This is a genomic window from Paenibacillus jilunlii, assembly GCF_900102965.1.
Taxonomy (GTDB): domain Bacteria; phylum Bacillota; class Bacilli; order Paenibacillales; family Paenibacillaceae; genus Paenibacillus_AQ; species Paenibacillus_AQ jilunlii.
The window spans coordinates 1-16,162 of sequence record NZ_FNGM01000004.1; the positions used below are offsets into that span (position 1 = coordinate 1).

Annotated in this window: 18 protein-coding genes; 10 read left to right on the forward strand and 8 right to left on the reverse strand. The window is 47.0% G+C overall.

Annotation, left to right across the window (positions count from 1 at the left end; all coding sequences use genetic code 11):
* From BLQ82_RS31895 to BLQ82_RS09390, 4 genes are all read left to right on the forward strand, one after another.
* Positions 1-909: hypothetical protein (locus BLQ82_RS31895; RefSeq protein ID WP_167544688.1), on the forward strand; the 909-nt coding region annotated here is incomplete at its 5' end.
* Between the two features lie 27 nt (positions 910-936).
* Positions 937-2,415, forward strand: coding sequence for a glycosyltransferase (locus BLQ82_RS09380; RefSeq protein WP_062523812.1), 1,479 nt, complete (start codon positions 937-939; stop codon positions 2,413-2,415).
* Positions 2,408-4,195: a FecR family protein gene (locus BLQ82_RS09385; protein WP_062523813.1), complete on the forward strand. Its 1,788-nt coding sequence runs from the start codon at positions 2,408-2,410 to the stop codon at positions 4,193-4,195. The genes BLQ82_RS09380 and BLQ82_RS09385 overlap by 8 nt, the downstream gene beginning before the upstream one ends.
* Before the next feature lie 35 nt (positions 4,196-4,230).
* Positions 4,231-5,823 carry a stalk domain-containing protein gene (locus BLQ82_RS09390; RefSeq protein WP_062523814.1) on the forward strand — a complete coding sequence of 531 codons (1,593 nt, stop codon included), beginning with the start codon at positions 4,231-4,233 and terminating at the stop codon, positions 5,821-5,823.
* Positions 5,824-6,234: 411 nt separating this feature from the next.
* On the opposite strand, the gene BLQ82_RS09395 is transcribed toward BLQ82_RS09390, so the two are convergent.
* The gene (locus tag BLQ82_RS09395) at positions 6,235-6,534 is read right to left on the reverse strand and encodes a helix-turn-helix domain-containing protein (RefSeq protein ID WP_341874837.1); all 300 of its coding nucleotides are present in this window, start codon (positions 6,532-6,534) and stop codon (positions 6,235-6,237) included.
* A gap of 85 nt (positions 6,535-6,619) precedes the next feature.
* Here BLQ82_RS09395 and BLQ82_RS31020 point away from each other — a divergent pair, with 85 nt between their 5' ends.
* Both BLQ82_RS31020 and BLQ82_RS09405 read left to right on the forward strand, forming a co-directional pair.
* Positions 6,620-6,874 carry a hypothetical protein gene (locus BLQ82_RS31020; protein ID WP_244280748.1) on the forward strand — a complete coding sequence of 85 codons (255 nt, stop codon included), beginning with the start codon at positions 6,620-6,622 and terminating at the stop codon, positions 6,872-6,874.
* Positions 6,875-6,990: 116 nt separating this feature from the next.
* Positions 6,991-7,551 carry a histidine phosphatase family protein gene (locus BLQ82_RS09405; protein WP_062523816.1) on the forward strand — a complete coding sequence of 187 codons (561 nt, stop codon included), beginning with the start codon at positions 6,991-6,993 and terminating at the stop codon, positions 7,549-7,551.
* Positions 7,552-8,261: 710 nt separating this feature from the next.
* On the opposite strand, the gene BLQ82_RS09410 is transcribed toward BLQ82_RS09405, so the two are convergent.
* Positions 8,262-9,122 (reverse strand): AraC family transcriptional regulator, encoded by an 861-nt coding sequence (locus tag BLQ82_RS09410; RefSeq protein ID WP_062523817.1) that lies wholly within the window; start codon positions 9,120-9,122, stop codon positions 8,262-8,264.
* 25 nt (positions 9,123-9,147) lie between these two features.
* Positions 9,148-10,254 carry a C45 family autoproteolytic acyltransferase/hydrolase gene (locus tag BLQ82_RS09415; protein WP_062523818.1) on the reverse strand — a complete coding sequence of 369 codons (1,107 nt, stop codon included), beginning with the start codon at positions 10,252-10,254 and terminating at the stop codon, positions 9,148-9,150.
* Between the two features lie 678 nt (positions 10,255-10,932).
* Between BLQ82_RS09415 and BLQ82_RS09420 the strand changes: the two genes are divergently transcribed.
* Complete coding sequence (locus BLQ82_RS09420) at positions 10,933-12,057, forward strand: GGDEF domain-containing protein (protein WP_244280749.1); 1,125 nt, start codon at positions 10,933-10,935, stop codon at positions 12,055-12,057.
* A 59-nt stretch (positions 12,058-12,116) separates the two neighbouring features.
* Here BLQ82_RS09420 and BLQ82_RS09425 read toward each other — a convergent pair whose 3' ends face one another.
* Positions 12,117-12,683, reverse strand: coding sequence for a CGNR zinc finger domain-containing protein (locus BLQ82_RS09425; protein WP_062523819.1), 567 nt, complete (start codon positions 12,681-12,683; stop codon positions 12,117-12,119).
* Between the two features lie 170 nt (positions 12,684-12,853).
* Between BLQ82_RS09425 and BLQ82_RS09430 the strand changes: the two genes are divergently transcribed.
* Positions 12,854-13,348 (forward strand): DinB family protein, encoded by a 495-nt coding sequence (locus BLQ82_RS09430; RefSeq protein ID WP_074648094.1) that lies wholly within the window; start codon positions 12,854-12,856, stop codon positions 13,346-13,348.
* 147 nt (positions 13,349-13,495) lie between these two features.
* Positions 13,496-13,666, forward strand: coding sequence for a hypothetical protein (locus BLQ82_RS31900; RefSeq protein ID WP_167330838.1), 171 nt, complete (start codon positions 13,496-13,498; stop codon positions 13,664-13,666).
* Positions 13,667-13,749: 83 nt separating this feature from the next.
* Here BLQ82_RS31900 and cmpA read toward each other — a convergent pair whose 3' ends face one another.
* Together cmpA and BLQ82_RS09435 are read right to left on the reverse strand one after the other, a co-directional pair.
* Positions 13,750-13,887: a cortex morphogenetic protein CmpA gene (gene cmpA / locus BLQ82_RS31370; protein WP_020426225.1), complete on the reverse strand. Its 138-nt coding sequence runs from the start codon at positions 13,885-13,887 to the stop codon at positions 13,750-13,752.
* Between the two features lie 85 nt (positions 13,888-13,972).
* On the reverse strand, positions 13,973-14,332 hold the full coding sequence (locus BLQ82_RS09435) for a hypothetical protein (RefSeq protein WP_025704964.1): 360 nt from the start codon (positions 14,330-14,332) through the stop codon (positions 13,973-13,975).
* A 120-nt stretch (positions 14,333-14,452) separates the two neighbouring features.
* On the opposite strand from BLQ82_RS09435, the gene BLQ82_RS09440 reads away from it, so the two are divergent.
* Complete coding sequence (locus BLQ82_RS09440) at positions 14,453-14,938, forward strand: SprT family protein (protein WP_062523821.1); 486 nt, start codon at positions 14,453-14,455, stop codon at positions 14,936-14,938.
* A 6-nt stretch (positions 14,939-14,944) separates the two neighbouring features.
* Here the strand turns inward: BLQ82_RS09440 and BLQ82_RS09445 are convergent, their stop codons facing one another.
* Together BLQ82_RS09445 and BLQ82_RS09450 are read right to left on the reverse strand one after the other, a co-directional pair.
* Positions 14,945-15,598 carry a pentapeptide repeat-containing protein gene (locus BLQ82_RS09445; protein WP_062523822.1) on the reverse strand — a complete coding sequence of 218 codons (654 nt, stop codon included), beginning with the start codon at positions 15,596-15,598 and terminating at the stop codon, positions 14,945-14,947.
* A gap of 33 nt (positions 15,599-15,631) precedes the next feature.
* The gene (locus tag BLQ82_RS09450) at positions 15,632-16,060 is read right to left on the reverse strand and encodes an Lrp/AsnC family transcriptional regulator (protein WP_062523823.1); all 429 of its coding nucleotides are present in this window, start codon (positions 16,058-16,060) and stop codon (positions 15,632-15,634) included.
* Positions 16,061-16,162: the final 102 nt, after the last annotated feature.

The following is a 16,162-nucleotide window of genomic DNA, read 5'->3' on the forward strand; positions in this document are numbered from 1 at the left end:
GTCCGTGCGACCGATCCGTCCGGCTTGTACGCAGACATGGAAAGTACGCTGAATTTCGTACCGGAGCCAGTATCTCATGCGGTCATTCAGATGACGGGTTCGCTGACGCAAATCGACCTGAACGAATATTTCATCGACCGGGATCACGAGGCGCTGTCGTTCGGACTGTACGGCGATTCGTATACGAGCAATGCCGTGAGTACTTGGCTGGACGGTAATGTGCTGACCATTTCCGGCACCATTGTCACTCCGATGTCGCTGCACATCACGGCAACAGACGGCCATGGCTGGTGGGCGTACAACACGGCTGCTGTGCAGGGTACACCTGTCGAGGGAGGGGACAACTTAGCCCCGCTAACCTTGAGCCAGCCGATGGTAATCTATAATGCCACGGATGATTACTTCATGCAGCCATTCTTTAACTTGGATGAGCTGTTCCGAGACCCGAACGGAGACTGGTTGTCTTATTCCATCGTACAGAATCCAGACCCGCAAAGCGGTCTGAGTCTTAGCTTGAATGGCGGATACTTGTCCATCGGCGGTACTCCGACAGCACCGACAGCCTTTACCGTGCGTGCAACAGACCCGTCCGGCTTGTACGCGGATATGCAAAGCATACTGAATTTTGTGCCGGAGGCAGTATCTTATGCGGTTATTCAGGCGAATGGTCCGCTGACGCAAATCAACCTGAACGAGTATTTCATCGACCGGGATTATGAGGCATTGTCGTTTGGACTTAATAGCTATTCGGGCACGAGCTATCCTGTAAGTACCTGGCTGGACGGCAATGTGCTGTTTATCTCCGGTGTGATCGCGAGTCCGATGTCGATTCAGATCTCTGCGACGGACGGCCATGGCTGGTGGGTAAATAACTCTATCCGAATTGACAAGGACGGAACAAGCCAATAATCCCAAGACATCAAGAAAGGATAAACTATGGATCCCAGACACAAGCTGCTATCGGATTTGATTCTGAGCGAGCGATATGAAGAAGCTGAGCAATTAGGTAAAAAGCATGTGCAAGAATTTCCTATCGACCCTCAGGGGTGGCTGCTGCTAGGTGAAGCTTTAATGAATCAGGGTCATGGACAAGCTGCACAAAAGCTATTCAACCGATCCGTATTGCTTGATCCCAAAGCAACATGGATGTCATTTATGCAAAAAGAGCTGCAGAAAGTACCCTTGGGAGAAGTCAGTGATGAGCTCAAACAATTGCTCTCCGTTCCGGAGGTGACCGTCTCCGCTGCCATTATTGTTAAGGATGAAGAACGGAGCATCGAAAGATGCATTCAAAGCATACTGAACGCGGTCGATGAAATTATCGTTGTAGATTCAGGATCAACCGACCAGACCTTGTCCATCCTGCGGAAATTTCCGCAGGTCAAGGTCTATCAAATGAAGTGGAATGACAGTTTTGCTGAACTGCGCAATGAAGCGCTGAGCCATGTCCATTCCCAATGGGTATTCTGGCTGGATGCGGATGAATGGCTGCATGAGGAGGATCGTGGCCTGATCCGCCTTACCGCCGGCATTTTCAGCAGGCTGAAAGAATTAATTCCGGCATTGCAGCCGTGTATCGTCAACTATGTGAAGGACGGAACGCTTCAGGAATTTTCTGTTCCCCGCCTGTTCCCGACGGATAAAGATATTTACTTCAGCGGCAGAATTCATGAACAGATTGCTACAGCGGAAGAGGGCATCTTTACTACCCGCGTTCTGCATAAACCGGTAGGTATCCGTCTACATCATGACGGCTACGAGCCTCAGATCAAAGCCGGAAAGGACAAGGCGAACCGCAATCTCAAGCTTTTGGAACTGATGACAGAGGAAGAACCGACGAATCCCGGCTGGTGGTACTTTCTTGGCAGGGAAACGATGGATTCCGAGGGCAGCAAACGGTCATTGGAATGCTTTGAGAAGGTGATAGAATACGGCAAAGATAACCGGCATTTTGGACGTATGGCTGAAGTCTACATGCTAATGGGGAAGATTCATAATTCACAGAGCCGCCTTGACCAGGCAGAGGAGTACTACCGGAAAGCTCTGGCGCTGCATCCCGACTATCCGGACGCCCACTTCCATCTGGCGAGTATTGCCACTCTGAAAGCCCAGAAGCTGCTGAGTACCGCCATGAAGCATGTACAACTCGCAGCTACCGGGTTTCATACGTATCGCGGTCCGGTTGTTCCGGATCAGGATATCTGCCATTGGAAGGCAGACGCGCTGAAGGCCGATATTTTTGTGCAGAATGGTCAAATCGCTGAAGGTGCTGCCCTGCTGCGTTCTTTGAAGCTTAAAGCACCTAATCAAAAGGTCATCAGCGAAAAAATAAAGTACATTGAAAAACAAAAACAGCAGTTGCTGCTGCAAAACCTTAGACTCTCCAATTTTGAAAGGAGGGATATCGGTGAATAGAACATTTTGCAGGCTCATACTCTTATTTTCCTTTGTCGCTCTTCTAACATGCTCCTTCAACATTAAGATAGTTTCAGCAGAGAAAGGAGCAGCATACATTGACGAAGTCAGCGGAGAAGTAAGCGTTAAGCTTGCCGGTGGGGTCAAGACCGTTGCCGCGTTTGCCAATATGCCGCTATCTCAAGGAGATCAAATCCTTACAGGTGACGATGGGAGCGCGAAAATCAGGGTTGCTAAACCGGAATCCGTAAGTACCATCGGCCCAGATTCGCGGGTCTCGATTGCCAAACTTGACCGTAAGGCAGCAAGAAGCAAATTCTCGCTCAAACTGTGGACAGGTTCCATGTGGAATTCTGTAAATGCCCTTTCGGCAGGCGATGAAGCAGTCGTCGAAACCCCTGGTGCAAGACTCAATGTCCGTGGCACCAATTTTCTGGTCCGGGTTCAGGCAGACGGGACTTTATCCGTATTTGCCGCTTCCGGTCTTGTAGAGGCTGATCTTACAACGAAAAGTTCTTCCGGTGATGCATCAATCCTGGTGGCGCCTACACAACAACTTATTGCTTTTCCCGCCAACTTGCCCCGGGAGCTGCATAATGCACTGACTATTGTAGATGTTGAGGAATTGGTCAAGCAAAGCAATCCGTTCATTCTTAAGGCTATAATCGCCAGTACCTCTGCCATAATTACAGAGAATAATGCTCTTATCCAGAGTTTGCAGAAGGACCTTAATACAAATACGCAGCCGGTCATTGAACGCGGCGGTGTCGAATCCGATATTTACATTAGCAGTCAGCAGGACCTTCAGGCATATGCGGCCAACTTGAATAACTTCATCTCCAATGTCGCTTATGAAGCGGTCCGTGCGTCCAAGCTGGATTCGGCCGAGCTTACGAGATTTATTAAGGAGATCAACCGGAAAATTGCAGATTCGAGCCAAACCGTCCGCTTATCCGGTGTCGACCCAATCAATCCACTGGCAGGTGTCAACCCAATGTCAGCTGCTGAAAAAGAGCAAGAACGGATCCGTCTGGAGGCAGTGCTGAAGGAGATTGAGCAGAAGCAGCAGCTCCTGCAGAATGACTTCAAGGCCAATGTATCCCTGACCCTGCAGCAGCTAACGGACCTCAGAAATGATCTTGCTGCCGCTAACCAGTCAATTCTTGAGAAGCTGCAGGACGATGCGGAAAAAAGATACATCGCCCAGCTGTCACCGGAAGAGCTTGCAGTGTACAAAAAAAACAAACAGCAATTGGTAGCCGGACAACTGAATACGGCCGCTAAACCTGCCGTCCCTGCCCCGGTGACGTCTGACAGCTCCTCCGCTGATCCGGAGATCACATTGGTTCAAACCAAAACGGAGACTGGCTTTAATCTGTCTATCCATCTAAAGCAATTTACCGGATCAAGTGCTTTGTATGCGGCAGAGTTTCATTTTATCAGTGATCATTCGCTTGTGGCCGGCGGCTCCGGTGCAAGACTGCTGAACAATTCTTATTTCTCTCCCGCAAACAGTACGGAAGCGCTGAAGACTATTACGGGAGCCATGGGAAGCTCTCCGGTAATGAAGACGGAAACCATTTACGCGGCAACACAGTTTGGAGCTGCATCCGATGTTGCGATTTCCGATGGAGTTCTTGCAACCATTCCTTTTAAGGTGACAGGGAGCGGAACACTGAAACTGTTTTATGTCAAAATTGTTGATAGCACGGGCAAGGCGATTCTGGAATTGACCGATGCAGCAGCAGGTTTACCGCCGGTTATTGTATACAGCAAGTGAAATGCATGTTCAACATCCCTATCTGTGGAGGCCTTATGACTTTATTGCGTAAATTTACATTGACTCTTGTTGTTGTCCTCCTGGTACTTGGTTCCTCATCCTATGCATCCGCTGCAGCAGCTCCCTTCTATAATGAAACGGGCGGACTGATCTCGCAAATCTCCAGACTCGCGGGCAGCGGAATGTTTGGCGAACAGGAAGGAACCGCTTCGTCGGCTTCTTTCAGACAGACTGCGGGTTTGGCGGTCGGTGCAAACGATGAATTGTATATTTCCGATGCGCTGAACCACAAGATTCAAAAGCTAAGCTCCGGCCGCCTCAGCGTGTATGCCGGACCGCCTTCTTCAATTCTCAGAGATGCCGGCGGACAGCCCCTGGGAGCCCTTCTTGATGGCAGCCGGGAGCATTCGTTGTTCCAAGCCCCTGTTGGCCTTGCTTTTGGGGCTGACGGAAGCCTTTACGTGGCAGACAGTGCCAATAACGCTATCCGTAAAATTGCTTCTTCTGGAGAAGTTACAACATTGTCGGGGAATGGGAAAATCGGTTCGGCCGACGGAAAAGGAGCGGCAGCGACCTTCTATCATCCCGAGGGGATTGCCGTTGCTGCCAACGGCGAAATATATGTTGCAGATACCTTAAATCACCTGATCCGTAAAATCAGTCCGGATGGAACCACCGTCACTCTAAACACCGCATCAGAGAGAGTGGTTGAGCGTTATCCAGGACTTGCGCTGCCTGCGGGTGATTTCAAGGATGGTGCGCTGGAACAGGCGTTGTTTAATGAGCCGACAGGACTTGCGCTGGATGCCAAGGGGAATTTATACATCAGCGATTCCGGTAATCAGCGGATCCGCTACATAGACTTTTCCCTGAACCGGGTTAGCACCCTGGCCGGAGGAGACGCAGCGGTGTATGCCAGCAATGCTCTTTATGCTACGGAAGGGTACAAGAATGGCGCAGCGGACAAGGCGGCCTTCCATTTCCCGAAGGGCATCGCTCTTGATGCCGCCGGCGGTCTTCTGATAGCCGATTCCGGAAACCATGTGATCCGTTATCTCAAGAACGGTGCCGTAAGTACGGCGGCCGGCAGCCAAGCGGGGGAAGCCGGCTTTCAGGATGGTATTGAGAGCAGCGCTCTTTTTGATACCCCGCTGGATGTAGCCGTCGCCTCGAATGGAACCATTTATGTTGCGGATTCAGGCAACAGCATGATCAGAGCAATCGCTCCTTACCGGCTGCCGGCGGGCATTTCCGCAAATCAGGCAGGAATCACCGTAATGGTCGGTACGCAACAGATTCAATTTGACGCCAAGCCTGAAATTAGCAGGAACAGGGTGATGGTACCGGTGCGGCAAATTGCTGAAAGGCTTGGTTATACCCTTACATTCAGTAAAGACGGACAAACCGTTACATTGGAGAAAGGGGGCCAAGCTATTGAGCTTTATCTGGGCTCCACAACCATCAAACGTAAAGCCCAGTCCGGAGCCGGAACAACCGGCAAAACGGACGCCGCCCCCTACGTCAAAAACCACCGTACCTTCGTTCCGCTCCGCTTCTTCGCCGAAGAAGCCGGCATGGATGTGCAGTGGGTCAAGTCCTATCAAACAGCGATATTGCGCTACAAATAAGCATCAGTTTTTGGGACATAATCAAGAGAGGACGTCAGACTATACAGTCTGGCGTTTTTTTTGTATGGTTAGGCAGCTGAACAAGAGGGGGGATTGAGGATGGACCGGAGCTAAGATGACTACAAAAAGATGGAGGCGTGGAGCACGGACGGGATTCGGTTTGTGATGCGTCTGCGGGACCGGGCGTTCACCACCATTTTGTAGGAATCGCCCGTGGAGGCCGAGGGACGGATTACCAGAGATGCCAAGGTTCAAATGGGTCTTGCCGATCGTGCCGACAAGAAAACATTACGGTTCATTGAATTACTATTCTTTCGCTATTCTTATTTCAGAGTTATTGCAACGCTAGTGTAAAAAAGCACTGAAATTCCGCTTAACAGCTGAAATTCAGTGCCTTTTTGCTATCTCAGATTATTCCTTCCGTCGTACTTCGAACAAATTGTTAGGACTGACCTCAAAATAGAGACATAACTTCATAATCAGTTCCGCTGAAATTTTCTTCTTTTCCATATTCGTATTATGCATTAATTCCATAATCGTTGTTCTTCGGTACCCGATTTCTTTGGACAACTTTAATACGGAAATATCATGCTTTTTTAGTAAAGTGTCCAATTTGCAGTAAAGGGTGTATTCATTAAATTCCATGTTGCTCCTCCAGAATTTGAGAATTGGTTGCACTTTTAAAGCATTAATAAACGACATGCAAATCATATTAAATACATCTGTCCGTTGTAACCAGTTTATGAATAAAATTATTAATGTGAACTATTATAGTATTTTTCAGGTATTATATGAGTTGAAAAATGAATATCTTTTGAATGATCCTATTCCGGTCTCAACATTTAAACATCTGTACAGTATTAATCCAATCGAAGCCCTTTCCCGATTTTATCTGGAGAATGTAGACACCTTGGATTATTGGGAGTGGAAACAAGCCGGAGGCTCAATTGAGCTGGCCATTAATTTCAGAAGTGCTAATCCTACTTTAACGTTAATCGAAGCTATTGAAAAGGCAGAGCGGGTGCGAGGAATAACAAAGGCGCTTAAATGAGATATCTATTGGATCAGCACATTTGCTCATACACAAAATTACATAGTAACGACTAAGTGCTGGTTTAGGTGTTTGTGCTTATATGACAAACCAGAGATATAAATGTGGGGGAAACAGTGAGAACAATAGTGTGCCTGATCCGTCATGCGGAATCTCTCTATGTAGAGGGACAAGAACGTGAGAGAGGACTATCTGAACAAGGGAAGTCTGATGCTGTGAGAATTAAATCTATTTTGCAAAAACAGCCTATAGATCTGTTTGTCTCCAGCCCTTATGCAAGGGCAATTCAGACGATTCAGCCTTTGGCTGAGGTACAGCAGAATGAAATCCTTTTGATGGAGAATTTGCGAGAACGAACAATTGGAAATATAGCAGAACTTAGTTTTGTAGAAGCTAAGCGGAGGGTTTATCAGGATTTTGCGGCTGTGTTCGAGGGGGGAGAATCCAGCGCTGAAGCGCAGGCTCGCGCTGTTGGGGAGTTTAAACTTTTATTGGAGAAATATGAAGGGAAGACTCTTGTCGTCGGTACGCACGGTGATATTATGACCCTACTGATGAATTATTTTGATTGTCAGTATGGTTATGATTTCTGGCAATCTACGACAATGCCTGATATCTACCGCTTAGAATTTAAGGGTAGAATGCTTGCCCAAGTAAGGCGGGAGTGGGAGATCTGAATGTCAGTCAAACGAACCCTTAGTAAACGGTGATCGTGGAAGATACTACTTGCTCGATGCGATATGACGTACAATAGAGGAGATACCAGCATTTGAAGCATGGACAATAAAGTTATGTAATGTCTGGTGCGAATGTATAGTGCCCATGAAATCCCTGGTCTTTCGCACCTGGATTATTATTTGTATAAAAGTTGGAATAAACATTACTGACGCTTTGCATCCAACGCAATAAAGTGGATTTAAGAATGCTGAAAATTGGCTTGTGATGTTTTTAAGTGCGAAATCGCTGTCGCTTCCTATGTGGGAGCGTGGATTGAAATGGACAAAGGATATGAGTATCAGCCTATTGCGAGCGAGTCACTCCTTACGTAAGGAGCGTGGATTGAAATCTCCAATGGTGCCTCACGTTCGGCCCAAAATAGAATCGCTCCTTACATAGGAACGTGCATCGAAATAGTTAGAGAGAAAGCTGTAACAGCAAAAAAAGCACCGAAATTCCGCCTAAGCCGAATTCGGTGCTTTTTCAATCTGAGTTTATTCTTTGCGGCATACAGAAGGTATATCGTTCCATTTTGCTCCTCCGATGATGAAGCAACCAACCAACTGTACAAGGAACCTGTGCCTATGCTTAACCTACATGAAAAAATAAGCAGCAGGGTTTGATTGGTGGCCACCTTTGAACTAACACGGAAACGGAAAGTCTAGATTATCTACTTAATCGGAAAGTAAATATCAATTTCAGAGCTTTCTATGTTTTCTCCTGCAAATCGTTCAGTATAACATTCAAAGTCGTCACGGTTATCAAGCTCATAGCCGCTTTTAGGAAACCAGACGCCCCAAATATAATGATAGGTCTGTATTAAGTCTTGTACTATTCCTTTATGAATAAACCTTGCATATTTTCCGCCGCATAGTTTTTTTCTTTCCATGCAGCTAAGAATAGGCTGTTCTTTAGGAAATTCAATTCCTACAAACCCTGTGGTTTCGCTTTGAGGATTAAATACATCTGCAGCACAGGTTGCTCCGGCTTCAAAAATACCGTATCTTGTACCCACAAATGTATCAGGAATCTGCTGGTTAAAGAGCTGCCACATAGCAATGCTTTCATTTCCGCTAATGGTTGTTATGTAACGAATACCCATAGTGTAGGTTTCTGGAACAGTAACAATTTGCGGGTTTAAATCAGCATACGGGTGTACCCTATTATCGGAAATTAGCGCTGGGGGCCTGTTTCCTATCAAGACGTCTATCCCATTGTTTCGATAGTCTGTTGGGGTTATACCATACCGGTCTCTAAAGGCTCTTGTAAAGCTTTCTGCTGTTTCAAAATAAAGGGAAACCCCGATATCTAATATCTTTTTTTCACTGTGGACCAAATTCCATGCGGCTTGTGTTAAACGCCGGGTTCTTATGTAACTCCCTATCGTTTCCCCCATGATGGCTTGAAAATACCGATGGAAATGATAATAAGAGTAGGAAACCGCTTTAGCAACATCACACGCGGCGATAGGCTCGTACAGACTATTTTCAATAAATACAATTGCTTCTCCTATTGCACTGTTGTTGATCAATGAGGTTTCCTCCTCTCTAGAAATATCAGCTTATTTTATAAAAGTCAGGTCTGGCTCTTTCTTGCGGCAACAACACTTCAACTTCTTGCACTTCTAACGCTCCCACAGAAAAGGTCTGCCATTCATTAACTTGTGGAGAGCCAAATGTCATTTCTATAGTTTTATCATTTACATCAAATATCATAGAGCGTAATGTGCCAAAAAATTCTTTGTAATAGTGGCAACAAAGACCGTCCGGATATGAAGTGGACAAAAGAGTTTTCATATCTTTTTTTGAGAGCTGTTTCTTTCCTGTAAACACCTCAACAATTTTATTGTTTCGTACTACCGAATTTTCAATTATCTTTTTTTGATAGGGCTTAATATCTTCCAGTAACGCATGATTTGTAACACTTAGAAATGCTTCCTCGCTATATTCATCTAATAACTTATAGGATTTGTGTCCGTCCATGCATTGAAGCAACGCTATTTTGTTACTGCTGTCAGCTAACATCAAGTTAATGTTATAACCGATAGGTGCGCTCATTGTCCATTCTATTGCTTCTTGAACGGTTTTGCAGTTTTCCAGTATACTCCGAACCACAACCCAGAAGCTAAAACCTGTTGCTCCAGCTTTCTGCCCTCCTTCAAAATTGCCTACAGGTATACCGTTGCTTGCTTTACAAACGGCAAGGCCGTGTTCATTCATACCGTCACATCTGCCGAAAAGATTCAATGTAGAACCAATATAACGGTATTTACCTTTGATATTAGTAAAAGCGAAGCACATTTCTTCCATTTCATTGTTAAAATCATAATTTCTAGCCATTAATGTATGTTCGCTCTTTGACTTGCTTGGTAATACTGCCATTAGGCTGCATCCACGTTCTAAATAGGTCATGGCATAAAAAAGTGCCTGCTCTGATGATACCCCAATCGTATCTGAAAAGCCCTTTATTTCTTCGTTGATACCTTGGCAATACATATCCAGCAAACCTGTAATTTTTGTAAACTTATCATGTGGATAAGCATTAGGCGGCAATAGAACCTGTTTTAGCAAACTTGGAGTTGAGAGAGCCCATTGTCCTATTTGTGTTCCAACTTCATAGCTTGTACCAATAAAATTTTTAAAATAAACTTTTGTTTTGTCCATGTATAGCACCTTCCTTTCATAAATATTATGAATCCACTCGAGAGCTTGAACTTGATATTTTTTGCTATTTGTATAGGTCTCCACAAGTAGTGTCAAATGAACCAACAGTCCACACCATCTTAAGATATGTGGGCTGTTGAAGGTTTGACTGATATTGGTCAGAAACTGTAAAAAAGTGTTCGATTGTTCTCCAAGAAATGCCGGATTTTTCCTTATTGTGCTGTTATAATGAAGGAAACGTATGTTCTTTTGGTGCGGTATTATTCATCTGTTTGTTTGCGGAGATATTGGCGGGAGTAGAACTACAAGCACAAGAATAAAGTCAAGCATGTGGGCATAAAGAAATCCATTGACCTGGAAGGTCCCTTAATTTTGTAGTGCGAATGTATAGCGCACATGAAATCCCCGGGTCCTTCGCACCGGATTTATTACGATTTATTACATTATTTGTTATAAAAAAAAGATGTTCTTACGTGATTGTTAATTGTTTTGAGATTCAAGCGGTTTTTAATCATAATAAAAGTGTTTATATCCTTTATTTGGTTGAAAATCGCTGTCGCTCCTTACGCAGGAGCGTGGATTGAAATAAACTAACAAGTATCAAAAACACCTGACATCATGGTAAAATATTGTGACTTGACTTGTAATAGTCCAATTTAAATTCAGCAGGTGACTGTGTTGAGATTACGAGAGTTCATGAGCCCTTCGGGGACCTCGGCTTACCGGCAGGCGAAGTGGATCAAACGTTTTTTGCAGACCTATTGGCTTGTGATTGCCCTGCATTTTCTGGCCCAGCTTGCGGCTTATACTTTTCTCCCGTATGAGAGGGGGGCGCATGAATTTTATTATGGGGTTCTGCTGTATCCGACTTTGCTGATGGGGGCGTTTGTGGGCATAGCCCAGTGGATTGACCACCGTGCTTCCAAGTATTCGTTTCTCTCTCTTTTTCTGGCCGGTACGGTTATTGCGATGATCATCATCCATCTGAATATGGATATCCGCATTATTGGGGCGCTTATGCTGCTGCCGATCTTCGCTTCGGCGATTTTTTACCGGCTGGATTTAACCTTTTTTACGTTTGCGCTGCAAGCTGTCGCTTTTTTTGTAATGTACCAGTGGGATTATTGGTTTAAGTATTTTTTAAGTTCGTTTGATCTGATTGCCATCCCGATTTTTCTTATCGTGGGCACCTTGGTCGCCAGCATTATGATTATTAACGGGCGTGAGCTGGTCAGTGACCTGGAGGCATCGCTGACGGCGAAGCAGGATCTGTTGATTGAGAACGCGATCATGCGCAAGCTGTCGACGACCGATGCGTTGACGGACCTGTACAATCATATTTCCTTCCATGAGTTCTACGACAAGGCGCTGGAGTATGGGGATCAAGGCGCACCGTTTCATCTGGCCCTGATTGATATCGATAATTTCAAGCTGATCAACGACAAATACGGTCACCGTACAGGGGATATCATTTTGGCCAGGGTAGCCAAATTCATTCGGGACATCATATCATCAGCGGATATTGCAGCCCGTTATGGCGGGGAGGAGTTTGCTGTTCTCTTTTTTGAGAAGACCCTTGAAGAGGCTGAAGCGACAGCGGACAAGATTCGCCTGCGGCTCTCCGAAACCCCGCATGAAGAAATGGGCGGAGCGGCGGTAACCGTGAGTATCGGACTTAAAAGCTACTCGCAAGGAACCACCAAAGAACAGCTGTTTGAGGAAGTGGACGCACTGCTTTATGCCGCCAAACACGAGGGGAAAAACAAAGTGCTGACTCCATCTTCATCCACGATATTTACATAGCGCAAATTCCCGGCGAATATTCCGGGGCAGCGCAGTTTTTGATTTTACATAATATGTTCTTAAAAGTTTCCTTCCATATCAGCCTTCTTACGTGCCCGGAAACGGCGTACCTTCATCAGATTACCGCACATTTTATCATCACAATACCGTTTCGAACGGTTCCGGGTATCATCATAATAGACCCAGAGGCAATCCGGATTCTCGCAGATACGAAAGCGGGAGGTTTCCTTCTCCACAAGCGCAGCGGCAAAAGAAGAAGCAATCTCCGCCATCACTTGCTCCCAATCCGGACGCTGCGGCTGAAAGGATATAGCCATATTACCCTCTGCATTCCAGACAACCTGCCGAATAACCGGTCCCCTCAGCATATAACCGTTCAACTGCTCCAGCAGATCCCCGTCCGGGGGACAGCCCTGCACCAGCTTTTGTACCGCTTCCCGCAATAAACTCCTTAGCTGCTGCAATTGCTCCAGCTCTACAGGCTTAACAGGCAGCTCCGCACGCAGTGAATGCTGTTCCAGCCAGGCGGCCAGCCACTTCTGGTCTTGCAGCTTGTCCTTGTCTTTGCTGCGGTCGCCTGTCCGCCAATCCCGCCAGTAGCTGTTAATAAAATCATCCCACAACACAGTGCTTTCCTCCTTCCGCTACACCGCTTTTCACTGATTGTAACAGTTAAAATATAAATTTACTAGTTACTTGATGCGGAGCAGAGAGTATGCTACATTTCTATTGTAACTATTATTCGAGTTATTAAGTCGTTACATGGATCGCTTACACAACGCTTAGGAGGATGAACATGCAGAATAAGATCAGTGATGTTTTGCTGCAAAATTGGGATTATGTCATGGATATGGAGGACTGGGCACCGCCGCTAAGCGCTGCTTTGGAAGGGGTGACCAGTGAACAGGCCGTCTGGAAACCGCAAGGGGAAGCGGGCAACTCGATCTGGGAGACGGTCAACCACCTGACCTATTATAAGGAGCGTCTGCTTATCAAGCTCAAAGGATTGCCAAAACTGCCTGAAGCTGAGAGCAATGATGCTACTTTTACCGTTGCGGAAAATGGGGAAGAGGCATGGGAGCAGGCGGTGGCCAAGCTGAAAAAGGTCCATGCTTCCCTGCGGGAAGTGATTGAGGCGCTGGAGGAAGGCGCTTATGATTGGGGCGGCTCCGGACATGCTCCGGGTGAAGAAGTGATGAGTCTGATTCTGCATGACTCCTATCACACCGGACAGATCGTGCTGGTCCGCAAGCTGCAGGGCTCCTGGCCCACCAACCGCAGCTTCAATTAAAAGACTACAGCCTGCTCCACAGCACAGCATAAAGCCGCAGTTCGGTTCCCCTAAGCCAGGGAGTCCCGGAGCTGCGGCTATTTGTTTCAAGCGGGAAAGAGTAAGGGTAATGGATGCTACACCCAAGAGATTCGAAAGGAGAGATAGATGATGGAACCGAACTACAAAGACAGAAGTGTTGAAGTGGAACGCACTGAGGTGCAGAAGAAATCGGATTCCAGCGTTGTCGCATCCACCTTTATCAAATACGCCGCTTACCTGATCATATTTTTTGGACTGCTGTTCTTCCTGGTGAAGTACGTCTTCCCGTTGTTCTAGTCGATATCAGGCAATCCTCCGAAATGCCAAAACCCATCCCTTGGATCGCCGTGGGGTGGGTTTTGTGGTGTAGATTCATGTACCTACACTTCCCGCTGGATAGAGTCACGGGCTTCGGCGGAATTGCGGTAAAAAAACCAGCATTCGTTCAGCAGCTTGATTTGGCGCCGGTCTTTTTTGTAATAAGCCTTCATGAGCTGATGGCAGAGCCACTGCGGCAAGAGTACCCCTCCTCTGCATGCTAACGTAAGATAGCATATGGGGGAACCCGCCCAAAGGTGCAGCGGCAAGCCGGAATTTCCGTTCCTAGTGCACGCCTTCTTCTTCCTCTTCGTACCACTGCTCCAGCTGGGCTTGAAGGGCACGGATTTCTGTCAACAATGAGATGAGGGGATAATTGCTCTCCTGAATGGACGAAAAAGCACTCTCCAGCCGGTTAATATAGGCCAATCCGGATTCCATTGAATGCTCCTCGCGCAGCAGCTCCAGGGAGTCACACTCCGCAATGGCGAGCGGCAGATCCGGAACATTGTCCGCTGTCAGCTTGTCGATCTCTTTATTGAGGCGCAGATTGAGTGCGCTGAGCTGATAAGCGTATTCCTCCGGCATCTCCACAAATTGCAATTCCTGATGCTGCTGCAAAATTACATATCGCATCTTTGGCATAAGTCATTCTCCCTCCGAACTTGTCTTCCTTCTTGACAGTGTAGCCTATGCACAAGTTACAATTCAAGTAGAGATCGTAATTTCCTGTGGAGAGGACTTGTGAGAGAAACGATGACTAGAATGAGCAATGAAGAGCTGCAGCAGTGGATCGAGCAGGTATCACAGGACAGCTTTGGTGTCCCGTTCCGCCACAAAGCGAGCTTTAACAGCCGGCTGAGCACCACGGGGGGCAGATATTTTATCAAAAGCCATAACATCGAGATCAACCCTATGCAGCTGGAGATGTTCGGGCGTGAAGAGACAGAGCGGATCATCAAGCATGAGCTGTGCCACTACCATCTGCACCTGGCGAAGCGGGGATATATGCACCGGGACGCCGATTTTAAAAAACTGCTCGCCATGGTTGGCGGAAGCCGTTTTTGCCAGACCCTGCCGGGAACGAAGGCGCGGAAGCCGCAGCCTTACCGGTACAAGCTCGTCTGCACCGCATGTGCCACGGAATATCCGCGCAAGCGCAAAGCGGACCCGAAGCGCTACCGCTGCGGCAACTGTGCAGGCAAGCTCAAGCTGGTAGCATTGGAAGAATCCCAAGGGAAAGCTAAATAGCTGCTGTTAGAGATCGGTGTCGCTCTTGATGACTAATCCGAGCAGTCCGGCGAAGGAAGCTGCCTGTTCTGCGGAAATGATACAGCCTGCGAGATCTTCGATATCGACATGCAGACCGGTGAAACTGCAATCGCTGAGGTCGATTTCTTTTAGCCTGCAGCCCGCAAGGGTCGCTTGATCGATATCGCATTCCGAGAATCCGATGTGGGTCAGCTCCGCCTGATAATAATCGCTGCTGACCAGCCGGCAGTTCGCAAAAGCCGCCCCTTTGAACTTACCAAAGCGAAAACTGGCGAAATCCCCGATACAATCCACCATCCGTACATTCTGAAATCGGCCTCTGCTGAAGTCTGTGCCAATCAATTTGCAATTCCGGAACTCTGTCCGGTGCACAAAAGCGTCACTGAAATTCACATTCGACAGATCACAATTTTCAAAGATCACATCCGTCAGCTCAATGGCATGAAGTGTGGATTCGGCAACCGTCACATTTCGGAAAATCACTTTATCGAACGATACCCTGTCCGCCTCCTGATATTCAATTAGGCTGTCGCTGATCAGGCAGTGACTGATTTCCTCCTTCGATTGGAGCGTATGGATCTGCTGCGGCAGCAGTGAATTTTCTTCAGTGATTTTGGGCGGATCGATTTTGTTTTTCATATTAGCCTCCATGTCATTGTGATTTGGCCCGGTCTATTTAAGCTGGCCCATTCCGAGACTGACCCGGTAATTGCCGAACTCCAGCAGCTGGTCCAGGAAACTGGCGAGTTCCTCATGATCTTTGACGTATACACGCATCCAATAGCAGCCCTCACCGCTGACCCGGTGCAGCTCGGCCACACTTCCATGTTCCAGGGCAAATTTTTGAAAAAGCGGGTGCGCTTTGTTGGAGCTAAGGAACACGGTAATCAAAGCGTGAATGTTCTGTCCGAGTTTCTGCGGATTCCAGCGTACCGTATAGCCCTCGATAATCTCCAGCTCCCGCAATTTGCGGATTCGCGCGCCTACAGCCTGCCCTGTCATGTGTATTTTCTCCCCAATTTCCTTATGGCTCAACCGGGAATCTTCTATTATATAGTGTAGAATTCTGTAGTCTATCTCATCTATTCCGTAGTTTTCCATTTTATCGCGAAATCCTTTCCGGGTGAAAGCAGAAATGCTGAATCTCTTTCGCCGCACAATGTATTCTGATCGAAGCAGCACTTATACTTAGATTGTAGCAGA

Coding starts and splice junctions, on each gene's coding strand:
- BLQ82_RS09440 (WP_062523821.1), top strand. CDS start 14,453: ATGAGCAATGAAGAGCTGCAGCAGTGGATCGAGCAGGTATCACAGGAC.
- BLQ82_RS09415 (WP_062523818.1), bottom strand. CDS start 10,254: ATGGACAAAACAAAAGTTTATTTTAAAAATTTTATTGGTACAAGCTAT.
- BLQ82_RS09450 (WP_062523823.1), bottom strand. CDS start 16,060: ATGGAAAACTACGGAATAGATGAGATAGACTACAGAATTCTACACTAT.
- BLQ82_RS09430 (WP_074648094.1), top strand. CDS start 12,854: ATGCAGAATAAGATCAGTGATGTTTTGCTGCAAAATTGGGATTATGTC.
- BLQ82_RS09390 (WP_062523814.1), top strand. CDS start 4,231: ATGACTTTATTGCGTAAATTTACATTGACTCTTGTTGTTGTCCTCCTG.
- BLQ82_RS09395 (WP_341874837.1), bottom strand. CDS start 6,534: ATGATTTGCATGTCGTTTATTAATGCTTTAAAAGTGCAACCAATTCTC.
- BLQ82_RS09435 (WP_025704964.1), bottom strand. CDS start 14,332: ATGCCAAAGATGCGATATGTAATTTTGCAGCAGCATCAGGAATTGCAA.
- BLQ82_RS09445 (WP_062523822.1), bottom strand. CDS start 15,598: ATGAAAAACAAAATCGATCCGCCCAAAATCACTGAAGAAAATTCACTG.
- BLQ82_RS31900 (WP_167330838.1), top strand. CDS start 13,496: ATGATGGAACCGAACTACAAAGACAGAAGTGTTGAAGTGGAACGCACT.
- BLQ82_RS09380 (WP_062523812.1), top strand. CDS start 937: ATGGATCCCAGACACAAGCTGCTATCGGATTTGATTCTGAGCGAGCGA.